Genomic DNA, 19,910 nt, shown 5'->3' with positions numbered 1-19,910 from the left:
GTGGATGGGAGTCTATTTTCATTGTAAAAATCACCAGAAAATATATCACTTTAACCAAAATAAAAAGCTTGCAGAGAAAAAACACCTACTTTCTCTACAAGCTGAAAAGCCGCGTATGCGGCTTTTTAACTATGCTGTCCACTATCCACTGCAGGATTTTTTATTAACCATCTACAAACATGGGCACCACCCGTAATCAATGCTTCCGGCTTTACCTGACTATGTTCAAAGATATGATTATACATTATTTTTTCATTCTTACAAACTTGACGGTAATGTCTGGCAATATTGGCTATCGGACAGTTATAATTTATTAAAAAGTAGTCACCTTCAGGAGTCCTTTCCACTTCCAACATATAACCCGCTTGATTTTGCACTTCGACCAATGTATTTACTTTTTCATCAAAGTCCTTGCCATCCAACTCTGCCAGCAGTTTGGTTTCCTCACGTTCCATTCGTTTAAATAATAGCTGCTTTACAGTTTCCGGTCCGTGAAGCTCTTCAAGATCCTCCAGTAATTCAACCGGTAATTGTTCATATTGATTTGGGAATATTCCATGTCCCTTATCCGTTAACTCATATGTATAGTACGGCCGGCCAATTTCCTGCTTATGGGCTTTCCTCTTAATTAACTTTTGCTTTTCAAGTTCGTGTAAATGCTTGCGAATCGCCGGCTCTGATATAGTGAAGAAATCCATCAAGCCATCGATGGTGATTGCTTTATTTTTTTTCAAAATCATTAAGAGCTTCTCTTTCGTGGTTTTCTTTTTCATGATTATCACCTTTTTACTCTTTTAAGAAAGCATTTGCCACTCCAAGCTCATTCTTTAAGTATGTTCTAATATATGTACTAAATTCCTTTAACGCCGGGGTACTCTTCAGTAATGTATTTGCGATTTTCTGTTGGTCCACATTTACATAATCCGTTACGATATCTTTCCTTAATTCTATGAATGATTTATAAATTGCTTCCTCTTCTTCCGGTATCACTTTCTCATCAATAAGGATATCGATAATGTCTTCATAACTTCCCGGATCACGCATAATAAATCCATCAATCATCATATTTCCTACATCGAGGGTTGATTCAATTAAGATGTGAACGATTCTTTCCCGAGCAAGATACTCAACCGGTGCAGAAAAATTGTTTTCATCCAACAATACAAGTAATTCATCCATATATGTTAAAATCTCTTCAATTTTATTACGATCAACAAAATACATGACATGCCCCTCCCATAGTTGTGCTCCCTCTTATCATATCACATAAAGTATGAATTTACAGGAAAAAATGCTATAGTTAAAGTAGATAGAGACACTTGTTAAAGGGGGGCTCAAAAATAAATACATCGATATTAGATATGGATGCTACTGCTCTTGCTGAAAAGTTAAGAAATGGGAAGTTGACTAGTATAGAAGCCGTAACCACCTACATCGAACACATCCAAAAAACAAACCCTCAGATTAATGCACTAGTAGAAGATCGGTTTGAAGAAGCAACTGCCGAAGCTTTACAATTTGACGAAAATCAAAGGAATGGAAAAAAGCAAAACGGTAAACTTGCAGGAGTACCGATCAGTGTAAAAGAAGCCTTTAACGTTGCAAATATGAAAACAACCGGTGGATTGGAACATCGACAAGATTTAATTGCTAGGGACCATGCGGAAGTCATTCAAAAGCTTCGTGATGAAGGCGCTATTATTTTAGGTAAGACGAACACCCCTGCTCTCTCCTATTGTCAGGAAACAGATAATAAGCTATATGGGCGAACGAACAATCCATGGAATCTCAACAAGTCTGCAGGAGGATCAAGCGGAGGTGAAGGTGCCTTACTAGCCGTTGGAGGAGCATCGGTTGGTATCGCTTCTGATATCGGTGGTTCCATTCGTATCCCTTCCCACTTTAATGGCGTTGTAGGCTTTAAACCAGGAATGTACAAAGTTTCTTCCGTTGGACATTATCCGGAAATTACACAACCACTTCAAGAAAGAATGTTAGGAATCGGACCAATGGGGAAATCAGTACGAGATATGGAGTTGGTTTATCGGATCATTTCAGATTCCAGTCCGAAGACAGTCTTCTTAAAAGAATATAAAATCGAACTAATATCAGAACAAGTAAACTATCCATTAGCTGATAGCACAAAAAATATGATGCGGGCAATTGAAGACTTTTTAGATCAACTCATTTATACGAAACGTGGAGTTCCACCATTATTTGACGAGACTGCTCTACTTTGGCAGGAGATCATGTCCATTGACGGAAGTGCAAAAATTGAACAAGAAGCATTCAGTCATGACCGGTCCCCTGTGTTCCGTTCGTATATGCGAGAACGAATTACAAAAAATAGTAAAGTTCATCCATATCTTTCTTGGGCAATATTAGGTTCCAAAATGTTTAAGCCGTCAAGACGACGAATAAATGAAATTAAAGAAACCATTAATCGTGGCGATGAATGGTTGGATGACTATTTAAGTAACCGTTTGCTTATTTTACCTGTATACCATACGACCGCTCCTGCTCACGGTCAGGTTTTCAAAGAGATATTCTCAATCCGCAAGACGTTTTTACAATTTATGCCTTATGTCGCCTATGCAAATGTTTGGGGGTTGCCGGCATTGACTTTACCAGTCGGCAGAGATGAAAATGGGATGCCGATCAGTATCCAAATCATCAGCTCAACAGGAAATGAAAATGCCATTTTCCGCCTCGGCTCGATTATCGAGAGGAAATTCCACGGCTACAATCGCTGTAAAAGATTAGATTAACCTTAAACTTCCAAATTAATTTTGACATGAGAAACTCCTTTCTGACAAAAGCTACAGTCAGAAAGGAGCTTTTTCTATGAGAGAAGAAAAGAGAAAATATTACGATATGATAAGCAGCAGAAGAATGAAAAATCAACTCATTCCAGAGGAATTTCCTGAAGGGGCATATGGCTCAGCCATTAATGAAGCAGTACCAGTGGAGGGGAAATCCACCCCTTGGGAAGAAGGTCAATATCGGGAAAGCGCATATGTTTTTCCTCATAAGTCGCAGCATGACGATCTCCCTAGACAGGCCGACGGTGCCCATCCTATTCATGATGAAAAAAATAAAACGTAGCCGTTTAATTTTATGAACGGCTATGTTTTATTTTGTGATTTTCTTCAAGACAAAATAAGCGCACCCAAAGTTACAATGCTCTAAAATATAATCTTGAACTGTGCTTATTTTAGAATCGATAGGTGCCTTGGAGTTTCTGTCATGATAAAAACCTTTCATCCGTAGTTGGTCATAACCCCAATCACCAACAATATAATCGTACTTCGCAAGAATATCCGCATATCTTTCTTTAATTGCTTCTTCTTGAAAACCGTCCTTGACGTTTTCAATCAGTTCATAATGTTTTCCGTTCAATTCGAACAAGTCGCCACCCCCATTGCCTTCCATTAGTTTACCATATGAATGAAAGAAGTGAAATATTTCTATGTATGATTTCTTTCCATTAACCCACACTAAAGCACAAAAGGGGTTGAAGGAGGAAAAATATGAAGAAGTTCATATATTCAGTTGTATCGGTATGTTTATTAATGTTAAGTATTGGTTGCCAACAATTACAAAGTACAGACGATGAGCAACTGGAAATACTGAATCCAAATGATCATAATGGGTCGCAAGATGAAGGACGAAGCACGAAGCTTGGCTATGTAAGGTATACAAAGGAAGAATACAGTGTAGATCAAAATAATGAAGAATATACCATCGACCGTGAAGAAACAGCCAATATGATAACAAAGACAATACTTCAAACAGGTGATTTTAATGAAGTAGCCACACTTGTCACCGATGAGGAAGTTATCATCGCCTTTGATAAAAACCCTGACTTGAATGAAAATGAAGCAGCAGATATCGCGAAAAAAACCGCTCGTTCCATTTTGCCAAGTTTCTATGAAGTATATACAACATCAAATCCTTACCATATGGATGAAATCCATAGTTTACATTTAGAAACTACAAATGATAAGGAGAACCACAAAGTTATCGAGCGATTAATAAACGGAATTGCAGAGGAAAACCATGATCCAAAACGGAGGTGATCTTCTTGCTCCCCAAGCAAATATCCTTGTTTAGTTTCGCATTCCTTTTATTTTGGTTAAGTTCCTCTTATGTCTTCGCTGAGAATGAAGATTCTGTTTATAAGGAGCGAAAAGCATTATTTCAAAAGATGGAAGCACTCTCGCAGATTCCTTGGTACTATTTTGCAGCAATTGATAACTATGAACGTAACAAAAAACCTTCGAGCGAGGAAGAACAAGTAATCTCCGTTGAATTTGATGAAGACAGTTGGTATGGTATCGGTAACTATACACAGAATGCCGATATTCATATCATCAAACTTTTCGATGGAATAGGACAAGATGGAAATGGAGACGGAATTGCAAGCCTTGACGAAGATGAAGATATTATGTACACACTAGCCATGCTACTGCTCGATGAAGGACCTACAAGTGATGATATTAAAGTGGCACTCTGGAAGCATTATAAACGGGACTTAACAGTAAAATCAATTATGAATACTGCACGAGTATTTGAGAAGTTCAATGAGATAAATTTGACTAATCGAGATTTCCCTGTGGATATCAACTACAACTACAGTTACCGGAATACTTGGGGAGATAGAAGAGGCTACGGCGGACTGAGAATCCATGAAGGTACGGATATTTTTGCGGACTATGGGACACCAATCAAATCAACCACCTATGGTGTTGTGGAAATGATGGGTTGGAATCGGTTTGGAGGCTGGCGTATCGGGATCCGTGATATCTACAATATTTATCATTATTACGCCCATATGAGTGGTTTTAATGAAGACATCAAGGTCGGAACCATCGTACAACCAGGCGATATACTCGGTAGTGTCGGTTCAAGCGGTTACGGTCCTCCAGGTACGTCCGGCAAATTCCCTCCACATCTCCATTATGGAATGTACAAAGATGATGGATATAAGGAATGGTCTTTTGATCCTTACCCATATCTAAGGAAATGGGAAAGGATGGCAAGAAATAATCGTTAAAGAACCAGCGGGAGTGATCCCACTGGTTTTTTATTAATTTGTATCCTTTTGTTTTCTGAACGCATTCCAAATACTTGCTGCTAAACCACCCCAAAGAATGACCATTCCAATAATCATGACTACAATCGATGAAGCACTCATTATTTAGCCTCCCTCTCGTCTAGGTAATCTACGTTTTCATCTACATTTGCTTTCCATTTTGTCATGGACATGAGAATACCTATAAGTAAAGCTAATCCAGCCACGGTCCAACCACCAAATAGAATAAACGTGTCAGAGTATCCTTCATAGTTTTCTGTAAGATTTTGTTTAAATAAACCAATCATCATATATCCCATTACAATAGGTGTAATCAAACCTAAACTAATGGTCCACCATGATCCAAGTCGTATGTCGGAGATTGGATTTGCATGATCTTTAAGCCCTTTAAGTTCGCGTAAAATCCAAGCAATTAATATAACTTCAACCAATCCAATGAAAGCGACTCCAAATTGATTAATGAAATAATCCACTACATCAAGGAAAAATAGTCCTCCCTGTGTCGCAAACAATAAGGAGATAATTGCGGCAACTCCTCCTCCAAATAGTACCGATTTTCCTCGTGACAAATTAAACTTATCAACCATTCCTGCCACATATGTCTCGGTAATGGATATTAATGAAGTTAGACCTGCTAAAGTTAGGGACAAGAAGAATAACAATCCAAATAGCTCCTTCATGGCCGGGAACTCGTTGATGATTGCAGGGAATGCTACAAATGCAAGACCAACTCCCCCACTAACCACTTCATCAATCGGCACATTAGCTTGTGTGGCCATGAAACCTAAAATTCCAAATACTCCAATACCAGCCAGTAGTTCAAATCCTGAGTTTCCAAAGCCGACGATAAAGGCGTTATTCGTAATATCTGATTTTCGTGACAAATAACTGGAATACGTAATCATAATGGCAAATGCTATGGAAAGACTGAAGAAAATTTGACCGTAAGCTGCAATCCAAACTTCAGGTGACAATATTTGACTAAAATCTGGCTTGAAGAATGCATCCAAACCACTTAACGCTCCTGGTAGAGTAACTGCACGTACTACAATTATGAGAAAGATGATCACTAATGCAGGGATGAAAATACGGTTTGCCAATTCAATTCCTTTACTAACCCCACGATATAGAATAAATAATACAATTGCCCAAACTAGAATTAGCGGGAATAAAACTCCTGGAACCATACTTCCTACTTGGCCCGGAACTTCAGCCAATTTCAAATAATCGCCAAACAAAAATCCTTCTGTGTCTGAACCCCATGCAAGCGATAAAGAGAAATAAGCATAAGAAATTGCCCAGGCGATAATGACGGAATAGTAGGTGGAAATGACGAAAGCTACTAGAACTCCCCACCAACCGATGAATTCAGTTTTCTTATTCATCCTTCTAAAAGTTAATGGTGCAGACCCGCGATACTTATGTCCCATCGTAAACTCCATGATAAGTATTGGTATTCCGGCGGTCAATAGTGCAAATAAATACGGGATAAAAAATGCTCCTCCACCATTCTCATAAGCCACTGCAGGGAATCGCCATATATTCCCCAGACCTATTGCTGAACCGACAGCTGCTAAAATAAACCCCGCCCTTGTTCCCCATTGAGAACGTGTTTCCATAGTAATACCTCCCTTTTCGGCCCCTTCATACAAAATACACGAAGGAATCTTTTAATTATTATATCTTTTCAGATATTTATGCTTGTATTATATAATTTATCATCGATATAGTCAAAGAATATTTAATATCTATAAATTATTCTGAAATATTATGTAAGTTTCTAACAAAGTTAAACAGTATTATGACTGCTTAAAATGCAAAAAAACGTACTTTTCTTAGTTAAAGAAAAGTACGTTTTGTATTAAGCATTTTTTGTATTTCTGCTATGAATCACAAACCCAATTACTAAAACGATAACGAGTGTAATTATCAATGGTAAGATTGTCATTTCAAGTAATCCCATGAGTAAGTACCCAACAATGGACACAACAGCTGCAATTATTGCATAAGGAAGCTGTGTCAATACGTGATCGATGTGATTTGCACCTGCTCCGGTCGCTGAAAGAATGGTGGTATCTGAAATTGGTGAACAATGATCCCCAAACACAGCTCCAGCCAATACAGCAGCCAAAGTAGGTAATAGTAAGTTAATATCAATCACTGCAGAAACTTCAGCCCCGATTGCAAGCATAATTGTAAATGTACCCCACGATGTTCCAGTTGCAAGAGCCATAATTCCCGAAATAACAAAGAATAATACTGGTAGAAATACACCGCTGATATTTGCATTATTAAGTAACTGGGCTAAATAAGTCCCCGTTTCCAATGATGAGATAATTGATCCAATCATCCATGCCAAGATGAGTATATAAATTGCCGGAAGCATGGATTTCATACCTTGGATAAAAATATTCATTACACTTGCTTTAGGAGCACTATGAATCATATGGAGAATGAGTGCAAACAGAACAGATATTGCTCCACCTATGAATAAGGACAAGTTGACATCCGTGTTTGCAAACATAGAAAGGATTGTCACTTCACCCTCCGAAGCTCGAGCTCCTGTAACTAGCATAGCAGTTACAGTTGCTAAGACAAGAACAAGGATCGGCAAAATTAAATGGTATACTTTTCCTTTAGGATGAGCTTCAATAGTGTCACCTAAATCACCAGGAACTTTACTGTTTTCCGGATCAATCAATTCCCCAGTTTTCTGAGCACGCTCTTCATGAATTCGCATCGGTCCGATATCAACTTTTAAATATGCTACAAGAAACACAAGCAAGATTGCAGATATTGCATATAGATTCATTGGAATCATCCGAATAAATCCTTCAATTGGTTGGATGTCTGTAATTCCATTCGCTACAAAAATCGAACCCAATAAACCAATAATAAATGCTCCCCAGCTTGAGATTGGTGAAAGGACTGTGATAGGTGCTGCCGTCGAGTCGATTATATATGCCAGTTTAGCGCGAGAGATTTTTTGACGATCAGTAACAGGTCTAGCTATTTGACCTACCGCCAAACTCGCAAAGTAATCATCGATAAAAATAATTATACCTAGTATGGCTGTCATGATTTTTGCACCAGCACGGGTTTTCACCCTTTTAAGCATCCAGTTTCCAAAAGCTCTGCTTCCACCAGATCCTTGGAGAAACGCTGTCATAACCCCTAACAATAGCAGGAAGGAAATTAACAAAATGTTTCCTAGATTGAGCTCTCCTTCAGATACAAATATTTCGTAAAAAACTCCCCAAACTTCTTGTATAGATCCTAGAATGTTAAAGTTATGAATAAATAATGCACCAAGTACAATTCCGACTCCAAGTGAAAGTAAGACCCTTTTTGTAACTATTACTAATACAAGCATTACCAGTGCAGGTATTATAGAAAAAAATGTACCTACCATTTCGATTTCCCCCATTTATTTTTTTAGAAGCATAGAGTACTTTTGAACGAACGGAAGGTACATAGTCAAATAAAAAACAATGACAGAAAATAACCATCATTGTTTATATGTAACAATATACGTTATCTCCATTTCGATCAGTAGTTCTCCATGCCATGTTTCAGCATGACAGTAAGCCTCTTATTCAAAGACATACCAGCAAATAATAAGATGACGCTTATTACGCTTCGGCAAATAATCCTTTTACTAACCATCATCGTTGTCATTCTCCTGTTAGTTACTCATATTACCTGCACCTCTACCTCACCGATCGGATAAGGCTGCTATTAAGTTCTGAAACCACTATACTAAATTATTACTCATTCTGCAAGTCCGTCTGAATATCCTCTTTCGGAACAGCAATGGATGGAGGTGTTCCACCACCATAAAAATCAGGTACTTCGCCCATCAATGCAGCCCCATCTATATAGATTTGGGAAGTCACCGTCGTTAAATCGGAAGAAAATGGAACAATCACTTGCACATCAGCTTCAACATTTAAATAAAAAGAAATCCAAAGACCGTTAATACCAAATTCCATTTGCTCCCAAGTAATATTTGTCCGAACGGTACCAATTATTTCTAAATTGATTGGAATTCTAGGACCGAGGTTTGCAAGCACCGTGTTCCCTGTCACTTGACCAAGTGGAATTTCGACTAAAGTAGGGTCTTCATAAAGTCGTTCCTCTATCCCATTCGTGTAATCATACCTGTCTTCTTCGTCATGTAAAATCGGATCACCATGATTTAATCGATTAAAATACTCCTCAATTCGTTGGGTTGCATGCCGATTAATTTCACTAAGTGCATCTGACTTTGGTGAATAGGTGGCAACTTTCCCATTATTATCATATTCAATCGTTGCTATGTCCGTAAAATCATAGTCTTCAGTAAAGCTGACCGCACGATTGATGGCTCGAGTGGCAAATTCGTTCGTTTTTTCTTTGGCAATGTCCATTAACGTGGGCTTTATTCCCCTATCGATCAATGCGATACTGCCAAGAACCGCGATTGTAAATATAACGATTGTCAACAATAGAATCAATTGCGTTGGAGGTGAACTAAATTTCTTTGGGTATCTTCTTTTACGCATGCTACAACCCCCTTATGTCATATTTATGCACATATTTAGGGAGATAGACTAGCACAAAAATAGATGTGTTCCGCCAGCTCAGGTTTACGACTTCAGCTCTCTTCATCCAGTACGTAATCTCACACGGACTATTTCTTCCTTTTGATATTGGGTGTTCTTCATCGATAGAAACTAAAAAAGTCTATTCCCTGAAGTGAAATCCTTCAGGGAATAGACTTAAGAAATGAGTAGAAGTGCTTCCCTTCCTGTTATTCCTTCTTTCCAACCATATTCTCTTGAAGCATCTGTAACTTTCTCTAATGGAGCATCAAGTAACTGTTCAATCGTCCGTACACCTACAGCTCTTCCTGCAACCACTTTTCTTTCTTGCAATTTAGGGATTTCGTTGAAAATATCTACGTCCAAAGCTGCACACATAATGTAACCAACTTCATTTGATACCGTCAGAAGAGTAGTTTTTGGCAGTTCTACACTTACTGCAGTGAACTGCATCCCTTCAATCTCGATTGGATTAACAGTAATCATCTAAGAAGGCCTCCTTTATATACATAATTAAGTTATGCAATAATGGACCTTCTTGTCACTGATACATCTGTCTTAAACGATTATTATTACCAGAAGCAATAAGACACAAATTCAATGAGTTATTACCGCTGCAACGCTTTTCTTTTCAATGTTTCCAACAATAGATCTCTCAAGAACTCTGGCAGGAAATAATCTTTCTTCTCTGATTTCGCTATCTCTGGTAGCAGGCGTCCGAATGTAAAAGTATCTGCTGTCGCGATTCGATATGCTTTTTGTTTATCCACAGGGGTCCCATCTGAAAAAGTCACTTCCGTTACCGCCTCTGTGCCGTCAGGATTAGTCCTTATATTAATGGAAAGTCCGGAGAATAGCATTCTCCCTATCACTTCTCCTCTGAATCCAAATCCCTTCAGCTCAAACTCCATAAAATCTCTTTTTAGCGAGGCACGAATAACTTCAATCAATTCGTCACCTTTTAGTTGGACAACGACAGGATTAATTGGGTGAGGACATATCCGGTGAACATCCCCATACGTAATGGGACCCTTTGGCAATGCACCAAGCAGTAAGCCAGCATTTAATAAAGCAGCGTCAGCATCTGTCCACATTCTGATTGTATCTGTCAATTCTTGCATAATCGGGGTATCTTTATACCATTCCACATCTAGTGGCTCCTCGAGTACGACTACTTCTTTCTCTAATAATAAGTCCGCTTTCTCTTGAAGCTCCTCCAGCAAAACTGCCGTTCCCTGATCAACTGGATGATCAGATACATTCGTAGCGTACGCCTCTTTCGTCGATATTTGTTCAGATTCATGATCATAGGTTAAAATTACTTCTCCTACATATACACAGTGCTTTCCCGCTGCAGTAATCAGGCAATTATTTACATATTCTCCTGTTCGTAGCAGATGATGTGTATGTCCTCCGATAATAACATCTATTTCCGAAAACCTCCTGGCAATCTCTTGATCTTCACTAAGTCCTAAATGAGATAGCAGGATAATAATATCGGTTTTCTCGCTTAATTCAAGCAAATTCGTTTCCAGTTCATCATAAGGTGAGGTTACAGTCCAACCCAACGGGTCATAAAAAGCTGTAAACGGCGCTGTCAATCCAATGAAACCGAGACGAACTCCCGAATCTGTCTCAAATATGTTCGTATCAACCAACCATTTTGGAGGTTGGCCTGATTTTGGCTGTAGATTAGCACAAACCACTGGATAATCAGCTTCATCATAAAGATGGTATAAATCATCATGAGCAAGAGTGATACCTTCATTATTGCCGATTGTCACGACATCATAGCCGACTTCGTTCATTAATTCCACATTCGCTTTTCCCATTGTAGCCTCTGAAATGGGATCGACCCGGTCCATATGATCACCAGCATCAACTATATAATGGACCTCCCCTTTAGAGCTGCGGATTCTTTTCTTTTCCTTCAAATAACCAGCTGTACGGGGCCATTGTGTAAAATTACTGTGTAAATCATTCGTATAGTATATATAAATATTTTCTTTCATGAATCTTGCTCCTTAGCCTAATCCTTGAATGATCATACGAATTCCAATAAATATCAATAACAGTCGAAGTATCCATTCCAATGTTTTGCTGGACAGCATTTGATTCACTTTAGCACCAAGCTTTCCACCTACCCAAGCTCCAGGAATGAAGAACAATACGTATTCCCAAACGATATGTCCAAGAGCGATATGTGTCACTGAGCTAAAAATACTAACGAAGAAAATCATAAACATGGATGTTGCTGTAGCGATATGAACTGGAAAACCAAATAAGAGGATCATTGCTGGTACCATAATGGAACCACCACCAATACCAAATAAACCAGATAGAACCCCAACGATCAGGGCCAGAAATATTGCTCCTACTGCATGGACCTTATATTGATATCTTTCACCATTAACCTCAAAAGTCCGAACACCTTTCCCAGTCAGATCCACTGTTCTAGGCTCTTTCTTTTTAAAAAATAATATCATTGCAATCAATATCATTAATATACCGAAGTAAAGCTGAAATGTCTCTGCTTCGACATATTGGTTCAGCCACGCCCCAATGATTCCTCCTGGTATGCTCCCTATCATGAAAAGAAAACCGGTGCGATAATCCACCCGCTTCACCTTTAGATAAGATAAGGTGGAAGCTAATCCCGTAAATATCATGACAATTAGAGAGATACCGACGATTGCTTGAGGAGTTGCCCAAGCAAAAGCATCGGATATAGAGGCAAACAATATAAGAGTCGGAACGAGTATAACTCCTCCACCTAGACCCATTATTGAACCTACAAACGCTGTAACGAGTCCAATGATCAAACAAATAATAAATACCATTTCCATCACTTCCATCCAACGATAAATAATACGTACAGATACACTTATAATGAAACTATATCAGCGATTCTAAGGAATGAAAACCATTTCGCATATTTTTAGTGGAATTTTTATCTTCCATCGAAAATATGTACATCACTCAAAAATATAAAAACACCCTAGGAAGTTTATTCCTAGGGTGGTGGTAACCATATTATTAAAAGTCCATATTTAGTGCTTTTGTTGCAATGTTGATATCATTTCTTAATAATTTATGGAGGTCGTATGACGGATAAAGCCCTCTTTCGTACATATAAGCATATACCATTTCATGTGTTTCGATTGCACGTTGCAATTGTTTATTTAACGTTTCCCTTAATATCGGCGTTGCAGTTTCCGTTATTGCAATTGAATAATTCCTTACAGCAGTTTTTGCAAAAGCCAACAAATCTCCAGAGAAAAAACCACTATCCAAGTTTCTTTCCAATTCCTCTTCTTCTCTAGGAGCCAATTGATAAAATGCAAGTAGTTCCCTAAGGTTTGTTTCTAATCCTCTTATTGTTTCGGCATAAAGTCTACGCAATGCAGGATCTTTCACTTCACCGATAAACTTTTTTAGCTTCATTAATCCAATTGCCTGAAAAACTACTAATTCATGCAATTCCATTGTTTCATGCCAAGCTAAATGATTTGGTCTTCTTACTTCCTTCTCTTCCATTGTACTCCCCCTTCACACTAACAATCTTATCCTATTCAATATATGGGCAATTGGAAGCTTGCCATTAGCATATTAACCAGATATTTCGTGAGAGATAAAAATAAACCCTCATCACAAAGAGGGTTCTGTCCTTTATTGGACGAGTCCTGCATATATTTTATTAAAATACATATTGCAGGGGGAAATACCATGTTTGCTCTTTTTGAAACAGCCATACTTTTTATGGCTCTTTTCCGAATTCTTTCCGGTTCCATCGAAATATTTGCAGCACTCCTCATGTTGAAATTTAATGAAGTTGAAAAAGCATTAATCATTAATAGCTCATTAGCATTTGTCGGACCATTAATACTTCTTACCACTATCGGTATCGCTGGCATGTCTTCTAAAATATCGATAAGTAAGTTTTTTTGGATTTTTCTTGGAGCGACCCTAATTATTTACGGAATCAAGAAGGGATAAAGACAATTCAGGAAGCAATACCGGATATTCCTTATCTTCATTCCGATTCATGATTTGTGACAAGATATCGTCCACATACAAAGCAAATGCCGGGTTTGTTCGTTTTCGGGGTCGCGGTAGAGAGATCGTTTGATCTAAGCTGATTTTCCCTTGATCTATCAATAAAACCCGGTCAGAAATGGCAACTGCCTCCTCCACATCATGGGTAACGAGCACAGCGGTAAACTTCTTTTGTCTCCACAATGATTCGATTAGTTCCTGCATTTCCAATCGGGTTAGTGCATCCAATGCACCTAAAGGTTCATCCAGTAATAGCAGATCCGGATTATGCACCAATGCCCGTGCCAAAGCAACTCGCTGTTTTTGGCCTCCAGATAGCTTAGATGGATAATCATCCTTTCTTTCTTCCAGCCCTACTTGGGCTAATGCTTCCAATGCCTTGTTCCTTTTTTCTGTAGAAAGTCCTATACAGACATTATCAATAATCCGTTTCCATGGTAATAGTCTTCCATCTTGAAACATGATCCGTGCCTTTTTATTAAGCCCTTCCAATTTCTCACCATCCAGTATAATGGAGCCTCCTTCTGCATCTTCAAGACCAGCAACAAGGCGTAAAAGGGTACTTTTACCACACCCGCTTTTTCCGACAACGGAAACAAATTCACCTTTCTTAATCTCAACATCCAATCCATTTAATACATTACGATTATCATATATTTTTTCCAATTTATTGATTTGTATATTTATCCCGTTCCTATTTTCCAACCCTAACACTCCTCAGTATTCATGCATTCCATTTCAATAATCTACCCTCAAAATATCTGGCAATGACATCAGACAACTTTCCAAACAATGCATAAATTAAAATACTTAATACGATAATGTCCATCTGCATAAATTCTCTAGCGTTCATTGCCATATACCCAATGCCTGATTGAGCGGAGATGGTTTCAGCCACAATTAAAATTAGCCACATTACACCAAGTGAAAATCTTATTCCTACCAGTATGGATGATAATGCACCTGGTAATATGACATGGAAAAACAACTTATAACCTTTTAACCCATACGATTTCCCCATTTCAATCAATCCCTTATCGACTGATTTAATTCCATGATAGGTGTTAATATAGACTGGAAATAAAACTCCTAATGCAACCAGGAAAATTTTTGACGTTTCTCCAATTCCAAACCATAGGATCACCAAAGGAATCAATGCCAAATGAGGAATATTTCGCAGCATTTGAACGGATGTATCAAACAGTAATTCAGAAAGACGAAATACGCCATTTAACAAACCTAATACAAAGCCAATAACTCCTCCAATAACAAAACCAATGAAAGCCCGCACTAAGCTGATAGACATATGTTCATACAATTCCCCATTAGATATGAGTTGGATTGCTGCCTGAATGATTTCTGTTGGAGCTGGTAAGATTCTTTCTGAAATGATACCAAGAGAAGATACAATCTGCCAGCAGATAAGGAATATGCACGGAATGAACCACGGTAAAAATCTCTGAAATGACTTTTTGATGATGCTTTTGTTCATGTTCATTCTCCTATCTTAAATTAACATTCGATAAGATGAGGCAAAACTGGCGTTAATCAATGATAACTTCTTTTATTTCAAGTTCCTTTGGAATGATATCCAAATCGTAAAAAATATCAGCAATTTCCTGCTGTTCCTTAATGATTTCCTCACTTATCGCCTCGACTCCATACGTGCGGCGTTCCACTGACATTCGGATTGAATCTTCATCAATCCCTAATAGTGGTGCCAACTTTTCAACAAGTTCATCATGATTACTATTCGCCCATTTCGATGATGCATCGATTTCTTCAATGATTACATCGACGATTTCCGGGTGAGCGTCATAAAAATTTTCAGTTGCAACAAAAAAATCACGGTCTGTTGTTAATCCTTCCCCATCGACAAGTAACCTACCGTTTGTCTGTCGATGCAACAAACGGATCCCAGACAACCATCGCATCAATTGTTCCTTGTTCAAATGCGACGCGGGCATCTCCAGGAGTAAGATATGCTGGTGTTATATCATCTAGTGTTAAACCAGCCTTTTCCAGTGCCTTAATTAATAATGGGAACTTGAGCCTTTCGCAAATCCAATAGTTTTTCCTTCTAATTGCTCCAATTCTGTGATTTCGGATTCATCTGGAACAAGAATCCCGCTTCCTTTAAATTTGGAAAAACCTGCAGCGACATATACAAAAGGCGTATCTGCAGCTTGCGCAAAAATGACAGGTGTATTACCCGTTCTCCCAAAATCTATACTATCAGCATTTAACGCTTCGACAAGAAGAGGACCTGCCTGAAATTCCTTCCACTCTACGGTAAACCCATATTGTTCTAACCGTTCATCTAGTGTTCCCAGTGATTGCAACAAAACAAGCGGGCCATTTTTCTGATATCCGATACGAACAATTTTTTCACTATTATCTTCAGAAGTAGAACCCTCTATTTGATTACATCCGGCAAATAAAACGAGGAGAGACATGAAACTAAACATCAGTATTTTTCTCACAACTTTGACCATCCTTCATAAATAATATCCTGATGTTAGCCTATGAATAAAACATATCTAGGTTCCTGTCTCATGCATTTTCCAAATTTTGTTTTGGGATAATATCAATCGTTATGAGAGAAACTAGTCAAGATAAAAAGGAGGATTATCATGGTTAAAAACAAACAAGAGGATCCTTTTCATACAGGTGAAGTCTACCACCTTTGGAATTACCTTTATAGGACAAAAAACTTACTCGTAACCATGCAAGTACTTATTAATCATGCGGGAGACAATGATTTAAAGACATATGCAGAAGAACTCGTGGAAAGTTGTCTCATCCAAGAGGAACAAGCTGTGGAGGGAATCCTTAAGGAAGCTGGAATACGACTGCCTCCAGCACCTCCGGATCGTCCGAATGTAGAAGTAGAGGATATTCCTGCTGGGGCAAGATTCCATGACCCTGAAATCGCCACCATCATCCAAAAGGAGTTAATGAGTACAAGGGCTGAAAGCAGTTATGTTACTGGGATTGCACTAAGAGAAGACCTTCGTACGATGTTCGGCGAATTCCACGATCAGCAGGAAGAATACGAGCAAAAATTGGTAAATATCGCTAAAGAAAAAGGTTGGTTGGTACTTCCACCAATTAATATTAAATAACTTCCCGCAATGGTCCATTGCATCATATGGACACCTACAAACAGATTGTAATTGAATTGAAGGAGTGCACGACGTTGAAAAAAAATAAAGGAATGATAATACTAGCTGTTGGTTCCGTTCCTTTGATGATGACTTTAGGTAATTCCATGCTTATACCTGTTCTTCCTAAAATGAAGTCATCGATGGATCTATCTCAGCTACAGGTCAGTTTAACCATCACAGTATTTTCAATAGCGGCTGCAGTAATGATACCGATTGTAGGCTATTTGTCTGACCGTTATTCCCGGAAGATCATTATGCTTCCCTCACTTATTCTTTTTGCTCTCGGTGCATTTCTTGCCGGTCTTGGTGCAGCCTTCTTTGATTCATATTTATGGATTATTATTGGTCGAACGATACAAGGAATCGGGGCTGCAGGAAGCGCACCGATTGCGATGGCACTAATCGGGGATCTATTCAAGGGTGGGGAACGGAGTAGAGTGCTTGGAATTTTTGAAGCGTCGAATGGTTTAGGGAAGGTGTTATCACCTATTATCGGATCACTTCTGGCACTGATTGTCTGGCATTCCGTCTTTTTTGCCTTCCCCATTTTCAGTCTTGTCGCAGCAATAATGGTATGGATATTTGTTAAGGAAAAAAGCAATCGACAAGCACCACCTCCCTTCCGCAAATATGCTCGGGGGCTTTTAAGTGTCTTTAAACATGAAGGCAGATGGTTGTTTACAGCATATTTAGCTGGAGGAACTTGCTTGTTTACATTGTTCGGAATTCTTTTTTATTTATCTGATGTATTAGAATCGACATATAAAATTGACGGGGTATTGAAAGGTTTAATTTTAGCAATCCCGTTACTCGTAATGGTGACTACCTCTTATATTACTGGAAGTAAAATAGGCAGCAATTTAGTTCGCATGAAACGCTTCTCAATTATTGGATTACTATTTATGACCATTTCATATGGCTTACTCGTTTGGGTGGAGAGTCTATTTCCTTTCTTACTTGTTCTAGCCCTAAGTAGTATTGGTGTAGGTTTGACACTGCCGTGTATTAACAGTTTAATAACAGGGGCTGCTGGAAAAGAGCGTCGAGGGTTTGTTTCTTCTTTGTACGGTTCAGTGCGGTTTATAGGTGTAGCCTTAGGACCTCCAATGTTCACAAGACTGATGGACTGGTCGAGAACAGGAATGTTCACAAGTATCGCTGCCTTTACTCTGCTTGTAGGTTTACTCGTTCTTTTTCTCATTCACGTAAAAGGGAAAGACGGAAAGCATCGAAAGAAAATCATCCGCTATAAATACGTGTAGGAGGACTTTTCATTTCTTCCGCCAACCTAGTGTATATGACTTATCGAATGATAATTGGAATATCATATTTACAACTTGGGTCGCAATCCATTGACTTAATAATGCAAGAATAATGATTTTCCAATCAATGATAATTGCAGCGAATATAAAAATAAAGCTGTTGATCCAAAATAACGAGCGACCTGGCAACACATTATATTTTTTAGATATAATCAATGCTAGTACGCCAATTCCTCCATTTGAAACATTTTGTCGCATGAGGATACCAATTCCAATACCGAGAAATATTGAACCGAATACAAGATCTATCATTAAATTTCTGTTATGAACCGGAATCTGTTCAAAAAAAGTTACTGACAGAGAAGTCATCGTTATAGCTATAACAGTCCAAACCGCAAATCGTTTTCCTAAAACATATAGTCCTGCTAAGAGTAAGGTAAAGTTTACTATCCAAAGGGCAGTACCCATGCTTAAGCCAAACCAATAATTCAACAGTACGGTTATCCCGCCTGCACCACCTGAAGGAACGTATTGAGGAAATAAAAAAAGTCCCATTCCAAAGCCTTGGATTATTCCTCCCGCGATAACTAGTCCATATTTTATAATAACTGGTTTCATTATGCTCCTCCTTTAGCAAGCTTTAGATGGACATGTATCCTATTTTATTCATTCCTTCCTCTTATCATGAAAAAGATGGAGTAAAATAACGGATTTCCAGCTGTTATTTTACTCCACTTTTTTAATCGGCCAGAATAAAACCCGCTTCGTACTAGCGTAATGAAAGAGAGGATTTCCTATTATTGTGTCATCTGGGAAGTAAGAAAGTATTTGTTGTTGTGAAATATACACTTCAACATTGCTGACTTTCCATTGCTTATGATGTATATCGCCTTGATACAAAGAATCATTTCGATAAGACCATAAATGATACCTTTCTAATAGCCAATAATCTAAACTGGATTCATCCGTATAAAATGCTTCATCAGAAGTTCGATAAGACACGTCTAAGCACGCACTCGTTTTCCCTTTCCTTCTAGATTTGAATTCAATTTTTCGCTTCTTTTTCATCCTCATCTGTGCAAAATAATAGGGCAACGACAATATTCGAGCACCAATTACCGCTAGTAAGTTATTTGCATCCAGGCTAAAGAAGTAAACACCAGTTTTTCCGCGGCGTTTTACATAAGTCCTCACATTCAATTCCAAATAGGAGTTTATAAAAGGTAACGGAGGCAAGTTTCTAATTCGCATACTTGTAACTCTAAATGGAATAATCGTTATCCAGGCTTTCCCATCAAATGTGTCCAGTTCTAAACCTTTAGGAAGAAGTTCGCTAATAATATTTGAGGGAACAGGAAGATGGATAAAAAGCAAGTCGTTCCATTTTTGAGTCATTATCCACGAACCTTCTGGCAATAGAGATTTCCGATGAGCGGTCGATTGAAGGATATCCCTGTACATAAGTTATCCCCTTACATATTTTATCCAACAGTATAAAGCAATCTTCTATACGGTTATGTTTTCCTTGATGGACCTAGAATAAACACCGTAGCTTCTCGATATCTAATCCAATGTTACTATTAAAATGTAGCCTGTATCATATGATTGGATCGAGACAAGTAAGTCAACTCCTAAAAGTAACCAAAAAGAGGCTGGGACATAACTAGCCGAAAACAGTAATTAAAAAGGATCCAAGCAATCAAAACTTTGCTAGGATCCTTTTTTGAGTCAAATTTATCATTATCGG

General features: G+C 38.4%; 24 protein-coding genes and 1 riboswitch. Of the genes, 7 read left to right on the top strand and 17 right to left on the bottom strand.

Annotated elements, in window-relative coordinates:
• Window positions 1-125: 125 nt before the first annotated feature.
• Together ACFSBH_RS14970 and ACFSBH_RS14965 are read right to left on the bottom strand one after the other, a co-directional pair.
• Complete coding sequence (locus tag ACFSBH_RS14970) at window positions 126-773, bottom strand: helix-turn-helix transcriptional regulator (protein ID WP_379598370.1); 648 nt, start codon at window positions 771-773, stop codon at window positions 126-128.
• A 13-nt stretch (window positions 774-786) separates the two neighbouring features.
• The gene (locus tag ACFSBH_RS14965; protein ID WP_379598368.1) at window positions 787-1,224 is read right to left on the bottom strand and encodes a DUF86 domain-containing protein; all 438 of its coding nucleotides are present in this window, start codon (window positions 1,222-1,224) and stop codon (window positions 787-789) included.
• 137 nt (window positions 1,225-1,361) lie between these two features.
• Here ACFSBH_RS14965 and ACFSBH_RS14960 point away from each other — a divergent pair, with 137 nt between their 5' ends.
• Together ACFSBH_RS14960 and ACFSBH_RS14955 are read left to right on the top strand one after the other, a co-directional pair.
• Entirely contained in the window at window positions 1,362-2,768 is a 1,407-nt protein-coding gene (locus ACFSBH_RS14960; RefSeq protein WP_379598366.1) for an amidase, read from the top strand.
• A gap of 76 nt (window positions 2,769-2,844) precedes the next feature.
• Entirely contained in the window at window positions 2,845-3,105 is a 261-nt protein-coding gene (locus tag ACFSBH_RS14955) for a hypothetical protein (RefSeq protein WP_251511569.1), read from the top strand.
• A gap of 27 nt (window positions 3,106-3,132) precedes the next feature.
• Here ACFSBH_RS14955 and ACFSBH_RS14950 read toward each other — a convergent pair whose 3' ends face one another.
• Entirely contained in the window at window positions 3,133-3,408 is a 276-nt protein-coding gene (locus tag ACFSBH_RS14950) for a YutD family protein (protein ID WP_251511566.1), read from the bottom strand.
• Between the two features lie 122 nt (window positions 3,409-3,530).
• Between ACFSBH_RS14950 and ACFSBH_RS14945 the strand changes: the two genes are divergently transcribed.
• Together ACFSBH_RS14945 and ACFSBH_RS14940 are read left to right on the top strand one after the other, a co-directional pair.
• A complete protein-coding gene (locus ACFSBH_RS14945) occupies window positions 3,531-4,079 on the top strand; it encodes a YhcN/YlaJ family sporulation lipoprotein (RefSeq protein WP_251511563.1) in 549 nt (182 codons plus the stop codon).
• Between the two features lie 26 nt (window positions 4,080-4,105).
• Entirely contained in the window at window positions 4,106-5,056 is a 951-nt protein-coding gene (locus ACFSBH_RS14940; RefSeq protein ID WP_379598363.1) for a M23 family metallopeptidase, read from the top strand.
• Between the two features lie 33 nt (window positions 5,057-5,089).
• On the opposite strand, the gene ACFSBH_RS14935 is transcribed toward ACFSBH_RS14940, so the two are convergent.
• The 8 genes from ACFSBH_RS14935 to ACFSBH_RS14900 all read right to left on the bottom strand — a co-directional run bounded on the left by ACFSBH_RS14935 (window position 5,090) and on the right by ACFSBH_RS14900 (window position 13,215).
• The gene (locus tag ACFSBH_RS14935; RefSeq protein WP_251511557.1) at window positions 5,090-5,197 is read right to left on the bottom strand and encodes a methionine/alanine import family NSS transporter small subunit; all 108 of its coding nucleotides are present in this window, start codon (window positions 5,195-5,197) and stop codon (window positions 5,090-5,092) included.
• Entirely contained in the window at window positions 5,197-6,714 is a 1,518-nt protein-coding gene (locus ACFSBH_RS14930; RefSeq protein WP_251511554.1) for a sodium-dependent transporter, read from the bottom strand. The genes ACFSBH_RS14935 and ACFSBH_RS14930 overlap by 1 nt, the downstream gene beginning before the upstream one ends.
• A gap of 242 nt (window positions 6,715-6,956) precedes the next feature.
• Window positions 6,957-8,507 carry a Na+/H+ antiporter NhaC family protein gene (locus ACFSBH_RS14925; RefSeq protein WP_251511551.1) on the bottom strand — a complete coding sequence of 517 codons (1,551 nt, stop codon included), beginning with the start codon at window positions 8,505-8,507 and terminating at the stop codon, window positions 6,957-6,959.
• A 133-nt stretch (window positions 8,508-8,640) separates the two neighbouring features.
• Window positions 8,641-8,816, bottom strand: a riboswitch (Lysine riboswitch).
• A gap of 46 nt (window positions 8,817-8,862) precedes the next feature.
• Window positions 8,863-9,639, bottom strand: a complete 777-nt coding sequence (gene yunB / locus ACFSBH_RS14920; RefSeq protein WP_379598360.1) for a sporulation protein YunB — start codon at window positions 9,637-9,639, stop codon at window positions 8,863-8,865.
• 216 nt (window positions 9,640-9,855) lie between these two features.
• A complete protein-coding gene (locus ACFSBH_RS14915; protein WP_251511548.1) occupies window positions 9,856-10,164 on the bottom strand; it encodes a YunC family protein in 309 nt (102 codons plus the stop codon).
• 122 nt (window positions 10,165-10,286) lie between these two features.
• Complete coding sequence (locus ACFSBH_RS14910) at window positions 10,287-11,690, bottom strand: bifunctional metallophosphatase/5'-nucleotidase (protein WP_379598357.1); 1,404 nt, start codon at window positions 11,688-11,690, stop codon at window positions 10,287-10,289.
• A gap of 12 nt (window positions 11,691-11,702) precedes the next feature.
• Complete coding sequence (locus tag ACFSBH_RS14905; RefSeq protein WP_379598372.1) at window positions 11,703-12,518, bottom strand: sulfite exporter TauE/SafE family protein; 816 nt, start codon at window positions 12,516-12,518, stop codon at window positions 11,703-11,705.
• A gap of 196 nt (window positions 12,519-12,714) precedes the next feature.
• Complete coding sequence (locus ACFSBH_RS14900) at window positions 12,715-13,215, bottom strand: spore coat protein (RefSeq protein ID WP_251511545.1); 501 nt, start codon at window positions 13,213-13,215, stop codon at window positions 12,715-12,717.
• Window positions 13,216-13,404: 189 nt separating this feature from the next.
• Here ACFSBH_RS14900 and ACFSBH_RS14895 point away from each other — a divergent pair, with 189 nt between their 5' ends.
• The gene (locus tag ACFSBH_RS14895; RefSeq protein ID WP_379598354.1) at window positions 13,405-13,674 is read left to right on the top strand and encodes a YqhV family protein; all 270 of its coding nucleotides are present in this window, start codon (window positions 13,405-13,407) and stop codon (window positions 13,672-13,674) included.
• Here ACFSBH_RS14895 and ACFSBH_RS14890 read toward each other — a convergent pair.
• The 4 genes from ACFSBH_RS14890 to ACFSBH_RS14875 form a co-directional block, all read right to left on the bottom strand.
• The gene (locus tag ACFSBH_RS14890) at window positions 13,645-14,439 is read right to left on the bottom strand and encodes an ATP-binding cassette domain-containing protein (protein ID WP_379598352.1); all 795 of its coding nucleotides are present in this window, start codon (window positions 14,437-14,439) and stop codon (window positions 13,645-13,647) included. The two genes, ACFSBH_RS14895 and ACFSBH_RS14890, sit on opposite strands and share 30 nt — an antisense overlap.
• A 19-nt stretch (window positions 14,440-14,458) precedes the next feature.
• The gene (ssuC, locus tag ACFSBH_RS14885) at window positions 14,459-15,226 is read right to left on the bottom strand and encodes an aliphatic sulfonate ABC transporter permease SsuC (RefSeq protein WP_379598350.1); all 768 of its coding nucleotides are present in this window, start codon (window positions 15,224-15,226) and stop codon (window positions 14,459-14,461) included.
• 52 nt (window positions 15,227-15,278) lie between these two features.
• Window positions 15,279-15,686: a type 2 periplasmic-binding domain-containing protein gene (locus tag ACFSBH_RS14880; RefSeq protein ID WP_379598348.1), complete on the bottom strand. Its 408-nt coding sequence runs from the start codon at window positions 15,684-15,686 to the stop codon at window positions 15,279-15,281.
• Between the two features lie 81 nt (window positions 15,687-15,767).
• Window positions 15,768-16,217 (bottom strand): PhnD/SsuA/transferrin family substrate-binding protein, encoded by a 450-nt coding sequence (locus ACFSBH_RS14875; protein WP_379598346.1) that lies wholly within the window; start codon window positions 16,215-16,217, stop codon window positions 15,768-15,770.
• A gap of 150 nt (window positions 16,218-16,367) precedes the next feature.
• Here ACFSBH_RS14875 and ACFSBH_RS14870 point away from each other — a divergent pair, with 150 nt between their 5' ends.
• Both ACFSBH_RS14870 and ACFSBH_RS14865 read left to right on the top strand, forming a co-directional pair.
• Complete coding sequence (locus tag ACFSBH_RS14870) at window positions 16,368-16,859, top strand: DUF3231 family protein (protein WP_251511538.1); 492 nt, start codon at window positions 16,368-16,370, stop codon at window positions 16,857-16,859.
• A 26-nt stretch (window positions 16,860-16,885) separates the two neighbouring features.
• Entirely contained in the window at window positions 16,886-18,163 is a 1,278-nt protein-coding gene (locus ACFSBH_RS14865) for an MFS transporter (protein ID WP_379598344.1), read from the top strand.
• A gap of 9 nt (window positions 18,164-18,172) precedes the next feature.
• On the opposite strand, the gene ACFSBH_RS14860 is transcribed toward ACFSBH_RS14865, so the two are convergent.
• Window positions 18,173-18,781, bottom strand: a complete 609-nt coding sequence (locus ACFSBH_RS14860; protein WP_379598342.1) for a YitT family protein — start codon at window positions 18,779-18,781, stop codon at window positions 18,173-18,175.
• 108 nt (window positions 18,782-18,889) lie between these two features.
• A complete protein-coding gene (locus ACFSBH_RS14855; protein ID WP_251511535.1) occupies window positions 18,890-19,624 on the bottom strand; it encodes a YqjF family protein in 735 nt (244 codons plus the stop codon).
• Window positions 19,625-19,910 lie beyond the last annotated feature (286 nt).

This window comes from Oceanobacillus luteolus, assembly GCF_042678205.1.
GTDB lineage: Bacteria > Bacillota > Bacilli > Bacillales > Amphibacillaceae > Oceanobacillus > Oceanobacillus luteolus.
Note: the sequence above shows the minus strand (reverse complement) of the source record. Positions and strands in the feature narration are given on the sequence as shown.